14 protein-coding genes are annotated in these 18,805 nt (G+C 67.2%); 3 read left to right on the top strand and 11 right to left on the bottom strand.

Annotated features, from left to right (window positions below; translation table 11 throughout):
* Positions 1–136 precede the first annotated feature (136 nt).
* From AB4083_RS08815 to AB4083_RS08780, 8 genes are all read right to left on the bottom strand, one after another.
* Positions 137–1,285 carry an ATP-binding protein gene (locus tag AB4083_RS08815; protein WP_441607413.1) on the bottom strand — a complete coding sequence of 383 codons (1,149 nt, stop codon included), beginning with the start codon at positions 1,283–1,285 and terminating at the stop codon, positions 137–139.
* A complete protein-coding gene (locus AB4083_RS08810) occupies positions 1,282–1,944 on the bottom strand; it encodes a response regulator transcription factor (protein WP_441607412.1) in 663 nt (220 codons plus the stop codon). The genes AB4083_RS08815 and AB4083_RS08810 overlap by 4 nt, the downstream gene beginning before the upstream one ends.
* Before the next feature lie 76 nt (positions 1,945–2,020).
* Entirely contained in the window at positions 2,021–2,821 is an 801-nt protein-coding gene (locus AB4083_RS08805) for an alpha/beta fold hydrolase (protein ID WP_441607411.1), read from the bottom strand.
* Between the two features lie 20 nt (positions 2,822–2,841).
* Positions 2,842–4,275, bottom strand: a complete 1,434-nt coding sequence (locus AB4083_RS08800; protein ID WP_441607410.1) for a nitrilase-related carbon-nitrogen hydrolase — start codon at positions 4,273–4,275, stop codon at positions 2,842–2,844.
* Positions 4,259–4,840 (bottom strand): TetR/AcrR family transcriptional regulator, encoded by a 582-nt coding sequence (locus AB4083_RS08795; protein WP_441607409.1) that lies wholly within the window; start codon positions 4,838–4,840, stop codon positions 4,259–4,261. Before AB4083_RS08795 ends, AB4083_RS08800 begins: the two co-directional genes overlap by 17 nt.
* 239 nt (positions 4,841–5,079) lie before the next feature.
* Positions 5,080–5,472, bottom strand: a complete 393-nt coding sequence (locus AB4083_RS08790; protein WP_441607408.1) for an STAS domain-containing protein — start codon at positions 5,470–5,472, stop codon at positions 5,080–5,082.
* Positions 5,469–7,793, bottom strand: a complete 2,325-nt coding sequence (locus AB4083_RS08785; RefSeq protein ID WP_441607407.1) for a SpoIIE family protein phosphatase — start codon at positions 7,791–7,793, stop codon at positions 5,469–5,471. Before AB4083_RS08785 ends, AB4083_RS08790 begins: the two co-directional genes overlap by 4 nt.
* A gap of 131 nt (positions 7,794–7,924) precedes the next feature.
* Positions 7,925–8,773, bottom strand: a complete 849-nt coding sequence (locus tag AB4083_RS08780) for a helix-turn-helix transcriptional regulator (RefSeq protein ID WP_441607406.1) — start codon at positions 8,771–8,773, stop codon at positions 7,925–7,927.
* A 123-nt stretch (positions 8,774–8,896) separates the two neighbouring features.
* Here AB4083_RS08780 and AB4083_RS08775 point away from each other — a divergent pair, with 123 nt between their 5' ends.
* Together AB4083_RS08775 and AB4083_RS08770 are read left to right on the top strand one after the other, a co-directional pair.
* Entirely contained in the window at positions 8,897–9,802 is a 906-nt protein-coding gene (locus AB4083_RS08775) for an SDR family oxidoreductase (protein WP_441607405.1), read from the top strand.
* A gap of 129 nt (positions 9,803–9,931) precedes the next feature.
* Complete coding sequence (locus AB4083_RS08770; RefSeq protein ID WP_441607404.1) at positions 9,932–11,233, top strand: MFS transporter; 1,302 nt, start codon at positions 9,932–9,934, stop codon at positions 11,231–11,233.
* A 131-nt stretch (positions 11,234–11,364) separates the two neighbouring features.
* Here AB4083_RS08770 and AB4083_RS08765 read toward each other — a convergent pair whose 3' ends face one another.
* From AB4083_RS08765 to AB4083_RS08755, 3 genes are all read right to left on the bottom strand, one after another.
* Entirely contained in the window at positions 11,365–14,832 is a 3,468-nt protein-coding gene (locus tag AB4083_RS08765) for a methylmalonyl-CoA mutase family protein (RefSeq protein ID WP_441607403.1), read from the bottom strand.
* A gap of 90 nt (positions 14,833–14,922) precedes the next feature.
* Positions 14,923–16,053, bottom strand: a complete 1,131-nt coding sequence (locus AB4083_RS08760; protein WP_441607402.1) for a PepSY-associated TM helix domain-containing protein — start codon at positions 16,051–16,053, stop codon at positions 14,923–14,925.
* 184 nt (positions 16,054–16,237) lie between these two features.
* A complete protein-coding gene (locus AB4083_RS08755; protein WP_441607401.1) occupies positions 16,238–17,206 on the bottom strand; it encodes a transporter in 969 nt (322 codons plus the stop codon).
* A gap of 122 nt (positions 17,207–17,328) precedes the next feature.
* Between AB4083_RS08755 and pdxR the strand changes: the two genes are divergently transcribed.
* The gene (gene pdxR, locus AB4083_RS08750) at positions 17,329–18,804 is read left to right on the top strand and encodes a MocR-like pyridoxine biosynthesis transcription factor PdxR (protein WP_441607400.1); all 1,476 of its coding nucleotides are present in this window, start codon (positions 17,329–17,331) and stop codon (positions 18,802–18,804) included.
* Position 18,805: the final 1 nt, after the last annotated feature.

Here is an 18,805-nt window from a genome sequence, read left to right as displayed (position 1 = left end):
GGTGACGCGGCCAGCGCCGCGTGACGAAGTCTTCGGGTCGAGCGGCGCGCGAGCGGCGCTTCGAGGTGAAGCCTAGGAAGAGGGTTTTAGGATTTGATTAGGCCTGCGCCGTGGACTTGAACAACCACTGACGCGATCAGTCCTGCGGCGGGAAGACCACGCGGACGCAAAGGCCGGCGCCGCCCATGCCGGCGCCAGTCTCGATGCTCGCCTCGTGCAGCTCGGCAATGCGCACCACCAGCGACAGGCCGATGCCGCTGCCGCGCACGACGCTGCCCTTGGCGCGATAGAAGCGTTCGAAAATCACTACCCGTTCGCTCTCAGGCACGCCCGGTCCGTCGTCGACCACTTCCAGTACCGGATGGGTACCGTCCTCACGCACCACCTGGCTGCAGCTCACTTCCACCGCGCCGTCCGCGCGACCGTGCCGCAATGCGTTGTCGATCAGGTTGCGAATCAGGATGCCCATCTCGTCGACGTCGCAGCGCACCCAGCACGAGGTGCCGTCGATCGACAGCCGCGTGCCGCGACCTTCCGCACGCACCACGAATTCGTCGACGACGTGATTGGCCAGCTCCAGCAGGTCGATGCGCTGCACGCTCAACGCATGCAGGCCCGCATCCAGCCGGGCCAGGTCCAGCAGCTGCTCGGCGAGGCGATGGCTGCGCTGGGCGATATCGAGCAGTTTGCGCAGCGCTTCGTCCTTGCGCTCCAGCGTGCCAGCCAGCAAGGCCACGTCGGCCTGCACGTGCAGCGCGGCCAGCGGCGTGCGCAACTCGTGCGCGGCATCGGCGATGAACTGGTGCTCGGCCTTCATGGCAGTGTCGACACGGCCAAGCAGCGCATTGAACGCGACGAGCAGCGGGCGCAGCTCAGACGGCACCCGCTCGGTGGGCAAGGGCGCGGCATCGAAGGCCCGGCGCCGGCCGATCTCCGCCGAGATCGCCTTCAGCGGCCGCAGCGAGGCGACCACCGCCCACCACATCAACAGGCCGACGATGGCCAGCTCGACGGTGTTGAGCAGCATGGCGGTAAGGATGCCGCTGGGATCGCCGCCACGCCCGGGAAGCTGGGCCGCATTCGGCAGCGCGTGCGGCGGCGCCTCCGGTTTCCAGTGATCCGGCAGGCTGCCGACCAGGGCCTGGCCCAGCCAGTCCAGATGCTCGTGCCAGAAATTCGCCCGCCCGGAGACCAGCACGGCGGCAAACATCGCGATGGAGATCGACCAGGCCAGCACGATCACCAGGCCCAGCGCCGCCAGCATGCGCCATTGCAGCGACCTCACGGCGCTTCCCCGAGGGTGTAGCCGTGGCCATGCACGGTGGCGATCAGGTCGTCGCCCAGTTTGCGGCGCAACTGGTGCACGAAGACCGAAACGGTATTGCTGCCGACCACGGCGCGGTCGCCATAGATGGCCTTCTCCAGTTCGTCGCGCGTCACCACGTGGCCGGCGCGCTGCAGCAAGGTCAGCAGCATGCGGTATTCGTACGCGCTGAGCGCCACTGCTTCGCCATCCTTGGTCACCCGCCGCCGCACCGGATCGAGTACCACCTCGCCGTGCCGCAGTGTCGGCACCACCAATCCATCGCTGCGCCGTGCCACCGCGCGCACGCGGGCCAGCAGTTCGCCGAGCTGGAAGGGTTTGACCAGGTAGTCGTCGGCACCGGCGTCCAATCCGCGGATGCGGTCGCTGAGTTGTCCGCGTGCCGTGAGCACCAGCACCGGGATCGCGTCGTAACGCTCGCGCAGGAAGCGCAGCACGGTGAGTCCGGAATCGCCGGGCAGGCCGATATCGAGCAGCACCGCCGTATACGGATGGTCGATCAGCGCGGCCCTGGCGGAGCCCGCGTCGTTGACCCGGTCGACCGCCCAGCCCTGTTCGCGAATGCCATCGCAGATGGCTTCGCCCAGCATCGCATCGTCTTCCACCAGCAACAGATACACAGGCACACCCGGCCAGGACAGGAAGGCAGGAGCATGCGCCCAGGGCGTTAGGTTTTGATTAATGGCGCAGCGGCCCTCAGCCGCCGTTGCCCGCACCCAGCCAGGCGGCCACCAGTGCGGTCACAGCGGCGGCATTCTCGCGATGCGGCACGTGGCCATAGCCTTCCCATACGTGCTTCGCCACCGGCCCCGCGGCCAGGCTGGCGATGCGTTCGGGATGGCGCGGCGAGCCGAATTCGTCCTGGTCGCCGTGGATGGCCAGCACCGGACAGCTCACCTGGCGCAGGGCCGCGTCGAGGTTCCACGCGGCGAAATCCGGCGCCAGCCAGGTTTCGGTCCAGGCCTGCAGCACCCAGGCCGCCTTGTCGCCGTGGTACTTGCGCAGGCGCTCGAACTGGCCCGGCTCGGCGAACGCTTGCCTGGCCGCGCGGATGCCTTGCAGGGTGCGGTCTTCGACGAAGGCCTGGGCGGACTCGGTGATCAGCGCGGCACAATCCTCCGGCCAGGCCGCCGCGCAGGCGACCGCCATGCCGCCGCCCACGCTATGGCCGAAGGCGACGAAGCAGTCCAGCCGCAAGGCCTCGCGCAGGAAGCGGAAGCCGCCGTGGGCTTCCGTCTCGACGAAGCCGGCATCGAGATGGCCGGGGTGCGCATCGGATTGGCCAAAGCCAAGCCGGTCGTAGGCGATGACACCCCGCCCGGTTGCGTCTGCCAACTGCTCGGGGAAGTCGCGCCACTGCGCAACGCAACCCAGCGAATCGTGGAACAGTACGATCGGCGCCGCGGCGGTGTCTTCCGCCGCGGGGTACCAGTGCTTCACGTAGAGCCGGCCGTGGTCCGTGGCGATCCAGAAATCTTCGGCGGACGAGGCAAGCATGCGTATCTCCGGTAACAGCTCTAGGTACGGGTCGAGCGGGGCGGCACCACGCAAGCCCACACCAGCAGGATCGCCAGCAGTGCCAGGTCCGCCCAGGCGAACCAGTCGCCCCACTGCGCATAGAACGTGTGCGATGCGTGCAGCGGCAGCTCGCCGACCAGCTCCGCATCATGCTGCTCGCTGGACGCTTCCGCCACCACCCGCCCGCGATCGTCGCTCAGCGTGAGGCGCCCGGCACGCGCCACGCGGGCGACGGCGAAGCCGCTTTCGACGCCGCGCATGATCGCCATGCGCCCATGCAGCCAGCCGTCGACACCGAAGTCCCAGGCCGGCACCAGCAGCAGTTGCGCCTGGCGGTCGGCGTAGGCGCGGCCGATATCGTGGAAGTCCATGTCCTTGCAGATCGCCAGGCCGATGCGCGGCGCGCCGTCGAGCATGGTGTAGGCCGTGCCGGGGCGGTATTGGTTCTCGAAGCCGGGGATCAGATGGTGCTTGGCATACGTTGCCGGCGACTGCAGTACGCGACCGAAGACCCACTGCGCGTTGCGCTCGCCGTCCGTGCCGCCCTTGGCATCGATGCCCGCAGCGAGGAGCAGGCCATGACGGCGCGCCGCTTCGGCGAAGGCAGGCACGGTGGTGTCGCCGGTGGCGAAGGCGGTTTCCGGCGTGACGATGACGGTCGCGCCGGCGGCAGCGAGGCGGTCGACCGCGGCGAGGTAGCGCTCCAGCAGCGCCTGCCCTTCCGGTGCCGACAAGGCGGGGCGAACCGGCTTCTCCATCGAAGCGAGTCCCACCTTTATCGATTCCGTCGCCGGCGCCTGCAGGCGCGCATAGCCGTAGACCCATGTCGCGCCCAGGGTCAGAACCACGATGGCGACCGCCACGAAGCGCGTGCGCGACGCTGCGTTACGCGTCAACGCCACCGCCAAGGCCGCCGGCACCAGCAGCAACAGAAAGCTGATGCCCCACAGGCCGGTGACGGAAGCCAGCTGCAATACCGGCAGCAGGTCCATCTGGCTGTAGGCGAGATTGCCGAAGGTGCCATGCGGCGAGGTCTGCGTGTTGATGTACTCGACCGCCACCCACAACGCCGGCATCGCGAGCGCGGCAGCGATGCCGTGGCCACGCTGCAGCAGCCGGCGGAAGAACAGCAGGCACAGCGCCAGCAACACCCCAGGCAACGCGGTAAACGTCACGATCGCCGGCACCGGCAAGCCGATCACGCCGTGCAGGTAATGCCACTGGTTGAGCGCACCCAGCGCACCGGCCACGAAAGCCGCGAGCGCGAGCCAGCGTGCTTTCACGTGCGGCGCCAGCAAGGCCAGCGGCAATGGCGCCAGCCAGGTCAGCCAGGGCAGCGGTTGCAGGCCGGTGCCGAAGCCATAAGCCAGGGCGGACAGCGCCGTGGCGGCGAGGCCGGCGACGAGCCGGCGCGGATCAGGACTTGATGCCATCGAACACGGTCTCCAGTGATTGCAGATAGAAAGCACGGAACTGCTTCTGGTCGTAGCTGAAGCGGCCGGCGCGGTAGAGCGCGATCAGGCCATGGCCGAGGCCCCACAACGTCATCGCCAGGTCCCATGGATCGGCCTCGCGGAACAGCCCCTGCTGCATGCCTTCGGCCAGCTTGTCGGCGATGACGGTCAGGGTGGGCGATTGGCGGTCGCGGAAATCCTCGGGAAAGCGGCGTGCGTCATCGCGGCGCACGGAGAAGGCGTGATCGAACAGGTTCGGATGGGTCAGCGCGTAATCGAGGTACTGCTCCATCGACTGCCGCAAGCCTTGATAGATATCCGGATGGCGCGAACGCTCTGCCCAGTCCTGCGCGACGCTGGCAAAGCTGTCGTCGGAGATGCGCTTGAGCAGTGCCTCGCGGTTGGGGAAATGACGGTAGATCGCCATCGGCGTGATACCCACCGCCGCGGCCACGCGACGCATGCTGACGGCGTCGGCGCCACCCTTGTCCATCAGCTTGTGGGCGGCGCGGAGGATCTTGTCGGGGGTGGTGAGTCTTGGCATGTATACAATGTATACATGCTTCGCCGGGGTTGGCAAAGGTGACCAACGGCAGGGGCGTCCAACGCTACTGCCCCCTCTCCCCGCCGGGGAGAGGGTTGGGGTGAGGGGCGGGCGGAGTGGTGGGCTGAGGGTCATCAAAGACCAAGAGCTTTTCTTCGCTCCGTACAAACGCTTCCCCTAGAGCGACCCCTCACCCGGCTGCCGCCACCTTCTCCCCGCAAGGGAGAAGGATTTTTTCATCAAACGTCTTCGTCCTCCCCACCCAGCACCCTCTTCTGAATCCGGTCCAGATACGCATCCAGCTCCTCCACGCTGGAAAACACATCGCTCACCGGCACCGCCTTGACGATCTCGAATACCTTGCGCACCTGCGGCTGCGGATTGACCAGCAAGGTATGCCCTTCGCGCGCACGCATGGCCTTGCGGATCCTGGCGATGCTGCGCAGGCCCGCGCTGCTGATGTAGTCGAGCGCGGCAAGATCGAGCACCACCGTGCCGCCCGGCCCCATCTGTTCCAGCACCGGCGCGGCGCCGCCGTCGAAGTCGCCGAAGCTCAGGGCGTCGAGCCGGCCGTGCAGGCGCAGGGTGGTGCGCTGGGGCGACAGGCCATCGGTGTGCAGACTGAAGCTCATAGTCGTGCCTCCGTTCGGGAAGGAAGGATGAAACGCAACTGCAGATGGTTGCCCTGCTCGTCGTGCGCGTAGCTGAAATCGCTGGCCATGGCGCGCACCAGGTGGATGCCCAGGCCGCCGTCGATCTCGCGGTCGGCGACGTCGCCGGTGAGCTGCGGCACGGGTGACAACAAAGGATTGAAGGGCTGGCCGTCGTGATGCAGCTCGACCAGCACGGCATCGGCGGCCAGGGTCATGCGCAACTCGATGCGCGCCTCGCCCGTGGATGGACGGCCGTGCTCGGCCATGTTGACCATCAGTTCTTCCAGCACCAGGCGCACGTCCTCGCGCACGCCGTGGTCGACCGCCGCCAGCGCGAGCCGTTCGTCGCAGCGCGCGAGCGCTTCGAACACCGCGTCGATGGAAGCAGGCATAGTCAGCTCCAGCATGGATGCACTCCCCTCCGCCCCGGCGTGGTGCCAGCGTAACGCCAGCACGGTGATGTCGTCGGCCTGCCCGTGGCCGGCGGCGAACGCTTCCACATCGGCCAGCAGATAGCCCGCCGGATCGCCCTCGCCCTGCACGGCATAGCGCTGCAGGCACGCCAGCATGCGTTCCTGGCCGTACATGCCCAGGTCGGCATCGGTCGCCTCGGTGATGCCGTCGGTGTACATCAGCAAGGTTTCGCCCGCCTGCAGACGCACCCGGCGCGAGCAGTAGACGGCATCCTCGTCCAGGCCCAGCGCCGGTCCCGTCTCGATCTCCAGCAGGCGCGGCGCGCCCTCCCCCCACAGCACCGGCGGTTCATGGCCGGCGCTCGCCATCGAGAAGTGCCCCGTGGCGGTATCCAGCAGACCGCACAGCAGGCTGACGAACATGCAACCGTCGTTGTTGCGGCACAGGTCCTGGTTGAGCAACTGCAACAGTTGCTGCGGCGACTGCGCGCGCGGCGCCAGCGCCTTGGCCAGGGTGATCGCGCGGGCCATGAACAGCGCCGCGGGAATACCTTTGTCCGAGACGTCGCCGACCATGATGTAGAAGCGCCGGTCGTGCAGCATGAAGTAGCTGTAGAGGTCGCCGCCGACCGTGCGCGCCGGCTTGAGCACGGCATGCAACTCGAAGTTGTTGCAGCGCGCGTCGAGGAAATGAGCGCCCGGCAGCAGCGCCGTCTGGATCTGCTGGGCGATTTCCAGTTCGCTGGCCAGGCGCTGCTGCTCGCGCGCCACGCGGCCCAGCTCGGCCAGGTGATCGGCCAGTTCGTGGCGCATGCGGTCGAACGCATGCGTCATCCGGCCCACCTCGTCGCGGCGGCGCACCGTGGGCAATTCGAAATCCAGCGCGCCCTTCGCCACCTGTTCGGCGCGTTCCGTCAGCACGCCCAGCGGACTGAGCACGCGCCGCGTGACCACCAGGGTGAGCAAGGTCAGGCTGAGCAAGGCCAGGGCACCTACCGACAGCGCCACCGAAAAGCTGCGCCGCACGCCGGCGTAAATGCGCTGCTCCGGCACCACCAGGCCGACCTGCCAATGGGTACCGTCGATAGGTGCGCGATAGATCCACACCGGCGAGCCGGGGTGCGCGGCGAACAGCCCCCCGTGCCGCACCGGCTCGGCCGTATCGCCGCGCATCGCCGCGACCAGCTCGTCCTGCGCGTGCGGCCCGGCCAGGGCCGGGCCATCGGTGGCCAGATAGACGCCTTGCTGATCGATCACGAAGGCTGCGGTGCCTTCGGGCTTGTTCAAGTTCTTCAGCACGCCCTGCAGCCATTCCAGCGTGACATCGGCATTCAGTACGCCCACCGCGCGGCCATCCGACAGGATGGCCGCCGAATAGTTGACCAGTTGGCGTTGGCGCGATTGCGAAAAGAACGGTTGCTGCCAGCAACCCACGGAGCAAGCGAGTCCGCTGCGGAACCAGCTTTGCGTCCAGTACGGCGCCGGGTCCTTCAGCAGGTCGCGCGTGACGAGGCCGCCGTCGCCCTGGCGGCTGACGAACGGCGAACGGCCCGGCGCACGCGGGTCGATCGATGCCGGCACGTACGCAGCGGCGAGTCCGGCGAGATCGACGTTGTGCCGCAAGGCATCGCGAATCAGCGGTTCCGCATCGTCCGGCCGCGGGCCGATCAATGCCGCGAGCATCTGCGCGGAGTCGACGACTTTGTCGAGCCGATGCTGGATGCGATGGCTGACGTCTCCTGCCAGCACCGCCGACTCGCGGTGGCTCTGTTCGAGGATCTGCTGGCGCATGACGCGGAACAGCAGGAAACCGCCGGCGACGACCACCAGCAAAGTGCCGGCCAGTACCCAGACGGCCAGACGCGTGGCGATGCTGCGCAACCCCATGTGACGCCCCCCCTTGCAGCGCATCTTGCGATCCGCTGCGGGCTCCAGGCAGAGAGCGCTATCACAATCGCGCGATGTGGCTGGCCCTGAGGCGGAGGCGCGCCACCCGCCATCTTCACACCTTCTACACGTCAACCGTTACGGCTGGACTCCGCCGCTTCGATCAGGCGGCGAATGCGTTGCGCATCCTCCGGCGTCGCCGGGTTGTAGACCACCATATTCAAATCGGGATGCCCATCGACGGCAAAAGCCGAATACTCCATCGCGATGGTGCCAAGCGCCGCGTGACGCAGCTGCTTGGTGCCGCCGCCATGCTGCTGCACCTCCTGGCTTTGCCACATCGCCGCGAACTCTGCACTGCGTTCGCTCATCTCATCCACCAGCGCCTGCACGCTGCGCGCCGCACCCGCACGCGCCGCATCCAGGCGGAACGCCGCCACCACGAAGCGCGCGACACTTTCCCAGTCGACCTGGTGCGCGCGCACGTCGGGGTTGCAGAACATCAGACGCAATACGTTGCGCTGCGCCGGCTCCAGCTTGCCGTAGTCGGTCAGCACCACCGCCGCGGCACGGTTCCAGGCCAGCACGTCCCAGGTGGCGGTCTTCACCATCGCGGGGCTGTAGGGCAGCGCGTCGAGCACACGCTGCAGGCGCGGCGTCGCGCCTTCGCTGGCCTGGTAGCGGATCTCCGGCGGCCGCCCGAGCGCCAGCAGGAACAAGTGCTCGCGCTCGACATCGTTCAACAACAACGCGCTGGCGATACGATCCAGCACTTCGTCCGAGGGCGCGCCGCCGCGCCCCTGCTCCAGCCACGTGTACCAGGTTGCGCTGACGTTGGCGCGCTGCGCCACTTCCTCGCGGCGCAGGCCCGGCGTGCGCCGGCGGCTGGCCGGATAACCGAGCGCGGATGGATCGAGCCGCTCGCGGCGATCGCGCAGATACGCGCCCAGCAGGTTGTCGTTCACGACCTGGGTGTTCATGGCCGTCTGATCCTCGGCTGTGGAGACCAGCCTGTTAGTCCGTATACCCGTATAACGCCACGACTTCATCCGTGCGTGGCGCGCGAGGACGATGCCGGGCATCCCAAAGCTGGAGGATGCATTGTGCGTGTATTCGTTACTGGTGCGACAGGGTTCGTCGGTTCCGCCGTGGTCGATGACCTGCTCGCCGCGGGTCACAAAGTGCTGGCCCTGGTCCGTTCAGAGGCCGCCGCAGCAACATTGGCTGCGCTTGGCGTAGACATTCTGCACGCCTCGCTGGAGGAGCCGGAGCGCCTTGCGCAAGCCGCTGCCACCTGCGACGGCGTGATCCACACCGCCTTCAATCACGACTTCTCGCGCTACGCGCAGAACGCCGTGACCGAGCGCCACGCCGTCGAAGCGATGGGCGCGGCATTGGCGGGCTCCGCTCGTCCGCTGATCGGCACCACCGGCGTCGGCTTGCTCGCGCCGGGTCGCGTGGGCACCGAGGACGACATGGCCGATCCGGCCTCGCATGGCTCGCCGCGGTTGCCGATGGAAGTCATGACCTTGGGCTTGGCCGCGCGCGGCGTACGCTCGAGCATCGTGCGCCTGTCGCCCACCGTGCATGGCGACGGCGACCATGGCTTCGTGCCGTGGCTGATCCGCATCGCGCGGGAGCGTGGCGTATCGGCGTATATCGGCGACGGCCAGAACCGCTGGCCGGCGGTGCATCGCCTGGATGCCGCGCGTGTCTATCGGTTGGCATTGGAGCAAGGCACGGCTGGCACCTGCTATCACGCGGTAGCGGAAGAAGGCGTGCCGACGCGACTGATCGCCGAAGTCATCGGCCGGCGCCTGGGCTTGCCGGTGGTGGCCAGGTCGCGCGAGGAGGCGCAGGAGCATTTCGGGTTTCTCGCGTACTTCTTTGGCGCGGATATTCCGGCGTCGAGCGCGAAGACGCGTGCGTCTTTGGGTTGGATGCCGGAAGGACCGGGACTGATCGAGGATCTCGATCGCAACGTCTACTTTCCTAGCGTGGTGGCGTAATCGCGCGGGATGTTGGGGTTCGCTGACGCTCACCCCAACCTACGCCAGTACGGGCCGGGGGGCTGTTGACGGGCCGGGTACGGCGGATCGCGCTAGGATCGCGGTTTCCGTACCGGCCACCGTCACCGCATGACCGCACAGCCCGGCACCGCCGAAATCTCCCGCAGCTCCATGGCGGTCGCCGCTCTCTCGACGGTGGTCGAGTGGTACGACTTCACCCTGTATCTCTACTTCGCCACCGTGCTGTCGCGGGTGTTCTTCGGCGGCGGCGCAAACTCGCTGCTCGCTACGCTGGCCGGCTTCGCCATCTCCTACGCCATGCGGCCGCTGGGCGCGGTGGTGTTCGGCCATATCGGCGACCGGATCGGACGACGGCGCACGTTGCTGTGGTCGATGATGCTGATGACCTTGGCGATGCTGGCGACCGCGCTGTTGCCGTCGCACGCGAGCATCGGCTCCAGCGCAGGCGTGCTGCTGTTGCTGTTGCGCTGCTTCATGGCGTTCTCGGTCGGCGGCGAATACACCGGCGTGGTGGCTTACCTGCTCGAAGGCGCACGCCAGGACCGGCGCGGGCTGATCACCTCGCTGGCATCCGCCGCCAGCGAGATCGGCGCACTGCTCGCGGTAGGCGTTTCGGCGCTGACGGTGAGCGCGATGAGTACGGCCCAGCTCGATGCATGGGGTTGGCGTATTCCTTTTTTCGTCGGCGCAGCGCTGGCCGGTTGCGTGTGGATCGCGCGCTCCACCATGGAGGAGTCGCCGGATTTCGTGCGGCAGGTGGAACAACACACCGTACCGGAATCGCCACTCGGCCTTACGCTGGCCAACCACCGCCCCGCCCTGTTCCGCACCTTCGCCATCTCGGCGCTGGGCTCGATCACCTATTACGTGGGCATCACCTATGTGCCTGCTTTTCTCAGCTCGTCGGGCATCCTCGCCGAGGAACGCTCATTGTGGTTGTCGACGCTCGCCGCGGTGGCGGTGATCCTGGTGACGCCGCTGGCGGGTGCGCTGTCCGATCGTGTGGGGCGCCGGCCGGTGCTGGTCTGGCTGGCCGTCGCCAGCATGCTGTTGCCCTGGGGCATGTTCGAGTGGATGACGCGCGGTGCGGAAGTCGATATCGCACTCGGCGCGATCGTGCTGGCCTGCCTCGCCGGCGGCGTGAGCGCGGTGGGCGCGCCGGCGACGGCCGAGCAGTTTCCTGGCGAGGGGCGGCTGAGCGGATTGGCGTTGGGGGTGACCATGGCGACGGCGATCTTCGGTGGCTTGACGCCGTTCCTGGCCGAGCTGCTGATTGCAACGACCGGTTGGAAGGTAATCCCGGGCGTGATGATCGCGGTGGTGGCCTTGCTTGTACTGCCGGTACTGGTGCGGATGCCCGAGACGCGGCCGCAGTCGGCCAGCACGCTGGTGCAAGGCGATCGGGCCTGAGCTGCGCAACGCAATAAAACCTGGCTACTCACGGCTTGCCCTTGAGTAGCGTCATTCCGGTGCAGGCCGGAATGACGAGATCGTTACGTCGAGCCAGTGGAAAAAAAAGGGGCCTTGCGGCCCCTTTTCGCTTACATATTGCGGCGGTACTCGCCACCGACGTCATACAAGGCGTGGCTGATCTGCCCCAGCGAGTTGTACTTCACCGCCTCCATCAACTGCTCGAACACATTGCGCCGTTCGCGCGCGGTGTTCTGCAGGATCCTGAGGCTCTCCGGGGCCAGTCCGTTGCGCGCTTTGGCGTAGGCGAGCACGTTGTCGATCTGCTGGCCCTTCTCCTCCTCGGTGGAGCGGATCAGTTCGATCTCGGTGGCGATCTCGCCGCCGTGATCCTTGGGCAGGAAGGTGTTCACGCCGATCAGCGGGAGGCTGCCGTCGTGCTTCTTCTGCTCGTAGTACATCGACTCTTCCTGGATCTTGCCGCGCTGGTACATGGTGTCCATCGCGCCGAGCACGCCGCCGCGCTCGCTGATCGCCTCGAACTCGCGGTAGACGGCTTCTTCCACCAGGTCGGTGAGCGCATCGACCACGAAGCTGCCCTGCCACGGGTTCTCGTTGAAGTTCAGGCCCAGCTCGCGGTTGATGATGAGCTGGATCGCTACCGCGCGGCGCACGCTTTCCTCGGTCGGCGTGGTGATCGCCTCGTCGTAGGCATTGGTGTGCAGGCTATTGCAGTTGTCGAACAGCGCGTACAGCGCCTGCAGCGTGGTGCGGATGTCGTTGAACTGGATCTCCTGCGCATGCAGCGAGCGGCCGGAGGTCTGGATGTGGTACTTCAGCATCTGGCTGCGCGCGCTGGCGCCGTAGCGCTCGCGCATGGCGCGGGCCCAGATGCGGCGGGCCACGCGGCCGATCACGGTGTACTCCGGGTCCATGCCGTTGGAGAAGAAGAACGACAGGTTCGGCGCGAAGTCGTCGATGTCCATGCCGCGCGCAAGGTAGTACTCGACGATGGTGAAGCCGTTCGACAGCGTAAAGGCGACCTGGCTGATCGGGTTCGCGCCGGCCTCGGCGATGTGATAGCCGGAGATCGATACCGAATAGAAGTTGCGCACCTTGTGGTCGACGAAATACTGCTGGATGTCGCCCATCATGCGCAGCGCGAATTCGGTGCTGAAGATGCAGGTGTTCTGCGCCTGGTCTTCCTTCAGGATGTCCGCCTGCACCGTGCCGCGCACGGTCTGCAGGGTTTCCTCCTTGATGCGCGCATACGTCTCCTGGTCCACCAGCTGGTCGCCGGTGATGCCGAGCAGGCCCAGGCCCAGGCCTTCGTTGCCCTTGGGCAGCTCGCCGGAATAGCGCGGGCCGCCGTGCGGCTGCAGCGCGGAGATTTTCTTCTGCGCCTCGCTCCAGCGCGCCGGATCGGCCTTGAGATGCTTCTCCACGTTCTGGTCGATCGCGGTGTTCATGAACATCGCCAGGACGATCGGCGCCGGACCGTTGATGGTCATCGACACCGAACTGCTCGGCGCACTCAGGTCGAAGCCCGAATACAGCTTCTTCATATCGTCCAGCGTGGCGACGTTGACGCCCGAGTTGCCGATCTTGCCGTAGATGTCCGGACGCGGCGCCGGGTCCTCGCCATACAGCGTGACCGAGTCGAACGCGGTGGACAGGCGCGTGGCGGCGCCGCCCTGGCTGAGGTAATGGAAGCGGCGGTTGGTGCGCTCCGGCGTGCCTTCGCCGGCGAACATGCGGGTCGGGTCCTCGCCGGTGCGGCGGTACGGATACACGCCGCCGGTGTAGGGGTAATGGCCCGGCAGGTTCTCGCGCAGCAGGAAGCGCACCAGGTCGCCCCAATCCTTGGTCTTCGGCGGCGACACCTTGGGGATCTTCTGATGGCTGAGCGATTCGCGATAGTTCTCGACGCGGATCGTCTTGTCGCGCACTTTGTATTCGTTGTAATCGTCGGTGACCGACTTGTAGCGCGCCGGCCAGTCGTGCAGCAGGTGCACGGCCTCGTGGCTGAGTTCCTTCACCGCCTGGTTGTAGCGCTGACGCAGCGTGAGCAGGGTGCGGTCGGCGCCCTCCTCGTGCAGCGACTCGCTGTCGTAGCGCGAGAGCTGGCGCGGCAGGCGCGCATCGCCCAGGTCCTTCAGCGACTCGTAGTAATGCTGCGCCTTGCTGGCGAATTCCGCCTCGCGCTCGATCCCGGCGTTGATGCTGCGGCCCTGTTCGGCGATCTCGGCCAGATAGCGCACGCGGCTGCCGGGAATCAGCACGGTGGCGCGCGGCTCCTTCAACGAGGTGTCCAGCTCCGGCGTCCATTTCGGCGCCGGCAGCGCGAGCTTGTCGCGCAGCAGGCGGCACAGGTTGGCGAACATCCAGGTCACGCCCGGATCGTTGAACTGGCTGGCGATGCTCGGATAGACCGGCACCTCGTCGTCCTTCAGGGTGAAGGCGGTGCGGTTGCGCTTCCACTGCTTGCGCACGTCGCGCAGCGCGTCTTCGGCGCCGCGCTTGTCGAACTTGTTGAGCACGATGAGTTCGGCGAAGTCCAGCATGTCGATTTTCTCGAGCTGGCTGGCCGCGCCGTAGTCGCTGGTCATTACGTACATCGGGAAGTCGACCAGGTCGACGATCTCCGAATCGCTCTGGCCGATGCCGGCCGTCTCCACGATCACCAGGTCGTAAGGCTGCGCCTTGAGGAAATCGATGCAGTCATGCAGCACCACGCTGGTGGCGGCGTGCTGGCGGCGCGTGGCCATCGAGCGCATGTACACGCGATGGCTGCGCAGCGAATTCATGCGGATGCGGTCGCCCAGCAGCGCGCCGCCGCTGCGGCGGCGGGTCGGATCGACCGCGAGCACCGCGATGCGCATGTCGGGGAAGGCATGCAGGAAGCGCAACAGCAGCTCGTCCACCACCGAGGACTTGCCCGCGCCGCCGGTACCGGTGACACCCAGCACCGGCGTCTGCTTGCCGGCCATCTTCCACTGCTTGCGCAGATGCTCGAGTTCCGCCTCGGGCAGCTCGGCTTCTTCGATCGCCGAGAGCATGTGGCCGATCGAGATCTCGTCGTCGATGTCCACGCGCGGCGCGACGGCGGTGGCCTTTTCCGCGCTGGCGCGGCGTTCGGCGGCCTCGCGGGTGCGGCGCATCACGTCCTCGATCATCTCGGTGAGGCCGAGCTTCATGCCGTCGTTCGGGTGGTAGATGCGCTCCACCCCGTAGGCCTGCAGCTCGCGGATTTCCTCCGGGGTAATGGTGCCGCCGCCGCCGCCGAACACGCGGATATGCGCGGCGCCATGTTCCTCGAGCATGTCCACCATGTATTTGAAGTACTCGACGTGGCCGCCCTGGTACGAGGACAGCGCGATAGCGTCGGCGTCTTCCTGCAAGGCGGCGCGGACCACGTCCTCGACCGAGCGGTTATGGCCCAGGTGGATCACCTCCGCACCCTGCGATTGGATGATGCGGCGCATGATATTGATCGCCGCGTCGTGGCCATCGAACAAGCTGGCGGCAGTGACAAAGCGCAGGGGACGGCTTTCGTGCACTGCAGCACTGGCGGAAACGTGCTGGGCGGGGGAACTCATGGCGACTCCAACTCAGGATGTGCTTAAGACGCGCAATTCTAGTGGGGATCGCCGTTAAGCGCTTGCAGCGTGCGTACCTGGGCGTACGGCTCAGCGCTTGCCGAGCATGCTTTGCGCATGTTTGAGGTGGCGCCTGCGCGTCCGCCAGAACAAAAAGCCGGTGACGAGGAAGAACGCCGGCAGCACGCCCACCACGCCAATCAGCAGTTGCCATGGCAGGCCGCCGACCTGGCCGGAGTGCACCGGGTAGATCTTGTCGACCAGCCTGGCGCCACCGCCCTGCGCTTGCGCGTCGTATACCGACAGCACCCTGGCGCTATAGGGATCGACCACCACGACGCTGCGGCCGACCGCATTCCATTCCTGCGGACCGCGCGCGCGGATGGTGAGCGCGGCGTTCTTGTCATTGGGCAGGGTAATGCGGCGCAACTCGGCATCCGGCAGCGCGGCCTGCGCGGCGGCGAGTGCGGCGGACCACTGCAATGGAGCGTCACTCGGCGCAACGGCCGGCGCTTTCGGCGGCCTGGCCTGCTTGTCGCCGAACAACGCGGCGAGCGCGCTGCGCGTGGTGTCCTTGTAGATCAGGGTGACGCCGGTGAGCGTGCTCAGCAGCAGCAACGGAAACAGCATCGCGCCGATGCCCTGGTGCCAACTGCGCCAGCGCCGCGTCGGCGGTTGCGCATACATGCGCACCGAATGGCGCCAATGACCGCGGCGCGGCCACCACAGCGTGAAGCCGATCAGGATCAGGCTCAGCTCCGCCAGGCCGAGGATACCGAGCGCGGTTTCGCCATTGCGACCGCTGAGCAGATGGGTGTGCAGATCGCGCAGCCAAAGGACGAAGTCGTCGTCTTTGGAGCGCGTCAGCAACGGATGTCCATCGATTGGATCGAGATAAACGCGCTTCTCGCCACCTAACGAGAGCTGCCACAGCGGCAGGTCGGCGGTGGGCGTGTCGATGGCACGCAAGGGGGCCGGCCAAGGCGTGTCGTGGATTCGTTCGAGGATCGCTGCCCGCTGCGCGGATGTGGGCAGCGCATGTGCGAACAACTCCGGATGGCGCCAGCGCAACAGGTCCGTCTGGAATGCCAACACCGTGCCGGACAACGCCAATACCGCAAAGGCGATGCCGACGCTCAAGCCCAGCCACAGGTGCAATTTGCGCAGCAGGTCGCGCGGGCGCCAGGGGTGGCGTGAGGTCGGCTGGGACGGCAGTGGCATCGGTCGCGGCGGCTTGGAATCAGGGGCGCGACCTTAGCACAGCGATGAGAATGGTTCGCATCTCAGGCGCAATACAGCCCAACATGGTCACCTTCAAACGCATCGCATGGTTGGGGTTGGGGTTCGCCTCTGGCTCACCCCAACCTACGCCTGCTCTCTGCGAAGGAAAGAGAGGGGTGCGTAGTCAATGCACGTAATTAAGTGCGATCGCCGGCGTCACCGAGCGCTTGGTGTTGTTGCCACCCGCCACCACCCGCACGCCGAGCAGCAGGCCGATATTGGGTGTCCAGTTGTATTCGATCGCCGGCGCATAACCGACCGCATCGCTGCGCCCGAAGCGGTTGCTCACGCGCGCCGGCTCCAACCCGGGCACGACGTCGAAACCCCTCACCCAGGTGTTGTCGTTGTGGCTGTAGGTCAGGTCCAGCGCCAGCACCCAGCGCGTGGTCAGGCTGTACTCCAGCGCGGCGCCGACATAGACGTTGGTGCCGCCGCGCGCATGCCCGCGGAAATCCTGGCCGGTGCCGTAGGTGCTGACACCCTCGACAGCCGCACGTCCGGAAAAAGTCGTGGTGGCATTGAGCCGCGCGCGCAGGATCCGCCCGTTCGGCAACCAGAAGTAGCTCTGCATATTGACGCCCACGGTCGTGGCGTAAGCGCCACCACCCAGGCCATTCGCTGGACGGTGGCCCAGGCGGTCGTAGCGCCCGGTGGGCACCGCCTCCTGCACCATCAGCGAGACGGTCGGCACCCAGCTGCCTTCGTGGAAGCGGATCAGCCGGTACTGGAACTGCAGGATCTGGTCGCCCAGGCCGACGCCGGAGCTGTTCGGGCCATTACTCACCCGGTTGTAGCCGATGATCGGGATGGCGCCGACCGTCACGCGGTCGGTGAGGCCGTACAGCACATAGGCGCGCGAACCGAACGCATCGACGCCGGGCGTCATCACGTCATAGATATACGGCTCGATCAGCATATGGCCCTGCGGCAGGGTCTCGGCGCCGTTCGCCAGCATGGGGCCAGTCCACCAGGCGTCGTCGCGCGATTGCCGGATCGGCGCACCCGCCTCCTGCGCCATCGCCATCGACGCCAGCAGGTACGCCAGCACGCCCAGCAGCCCCAGCCTCGCCTTGCCCTTCATACGGTGCCCCATGCTCAAGTCCGTCTCCGCTCTCCTGCCCGGCCATACGCCGCCGCGCAACACTACGAATGGCAGTGGCGTGGGCGAATAGCCACTTGGCTATCATCCGGCATGACCACTTGAGGCCAGCCGCCATGCCGCGAGCGTCCACTTCGTTCCTGCCGCCGATTGCGCTGGAAAGCGGCAGCGGCGTGCCGATCTACCAGCAGGTGTCCGAATGGTTTCGCCGCGCCATTGCCGACGGGCAGTTGCGCCCCGGCCAGCGCGTGCCGTCCACCCGCAGCCTGGCCAGCGAATTGCGGGTGTCGCGGCTGCCGGTGCTCAGCGCCTACGAGCAGTTGCTGGCGGAAGGTTATCTGCAGAGCTTCGTCGGCGCCGGTACCTGCGTCGCGCACTCGATTCCGGCCGCGGCGCTGAAACCCGCCCGTCCCAGGCTGACCGCCGTCCCGGTGGCCAAGCACAATGCCAACCGCCGCGTGGCCCAGCGCGTGGCCAGCATGCGCGCGCCGGAACAGACCTGGCTGGACAGCCAGGGCGCCTTCCGCGTCGGCCTCCCGGCGCTGGAGCATTTCCCCACCGAGCTGTGGGCGAAGCTGCTCAACCGCCACGCGCGCACGCCGAGCACGGAGTCGATGGTCTATGGCGATCCGCGCGGCTGTCCGCTGCTGCGCGAGGCCATCGCCGAGTATCTCGGTGCGGTGCGCGCGCTGCGCGTCGATGCTTCGCAGGTGCTGATCACCACCGGCTCGCAACAGGGCGTGCAGATCTGCGCGCATGCCCTGCTCGACGCCGGCGACCGCGCCTGGCTGGAAGACCCCGGCTATCCCGGCGCGCGCCAGGCCTTCGGCACCATGGGCGCGCGGATCGTGCCGGTGCCGGTGGACCAGGAAGGCCTCGACGTGGCCGAAGGCATCCGCCGCGCGCCGGATGCGCGCCTGGCCTATATCTCGCCGTCGCACCAGTTTCCGCTGGGCATGACCTTGAGCGCGGCGCGGCGCATGCAGTTGCTGCGCTGGGCCGCGCGCTCCGGCGCGTGGATCGTCGAGGACGACTACGACAGCGAATACCGCTTCGGCGGCCGTCCGGTCGCTTCGCTGCAAGGGCTGGATACGGAAGAGCGGGTGATCTACGTCGGCACTTTCAGCAAGGTGATGTTCCCCGCGCTGCGCCTGGGCTACCTGGTGGTGCCAAAGGACCTGGTCGACGCCTTCGTCGCCTGCCGCGACGCGCTCGATACCTGCACCGCCACGCTGCCGCAGCTGGCGATGAACGACTTCATCCGCGAAGGCCACTTCGCGCGGCATATCCGCCGCATGCGCGTGCTGTACGCCGAGCGGCGCGCCGCTCTGGTCGCCGCGATCCGCACGCATCTGCCGCAGCAGCTCGAAGTGATCGGCGCCGAAGCCGGCATGCAACTGGTGGCGCTGCTGCCGCCGGGGGTGGACGACGTGGCGCTGTCGCGCCGCGCTGCGCAGGTGGGCGTGTCCGCGCGGCCGCTGTCGCTGTGCTACGCGGAACCGCCCGTGCGCGGCGGACTGATCATGGGCTACGGCGGCGCCGACGCACGCGCGCTCGAAGAGGCGGTGCGCCGGCTCAAGAGCTGCCTGTGAA

The sequence above is a fragment of the Dyella sp. 2RAB6 genome, assembly GCF_052115385.1.
GTDB lineage: Bacteria > Pseudomonadota > Gammaproteobacteria > Xanthomonadales > Rhodanobacteraceae > Dyella_D.
This window is presented reverse-complemented; position numbering and strand designations above follow the sequence as displayed.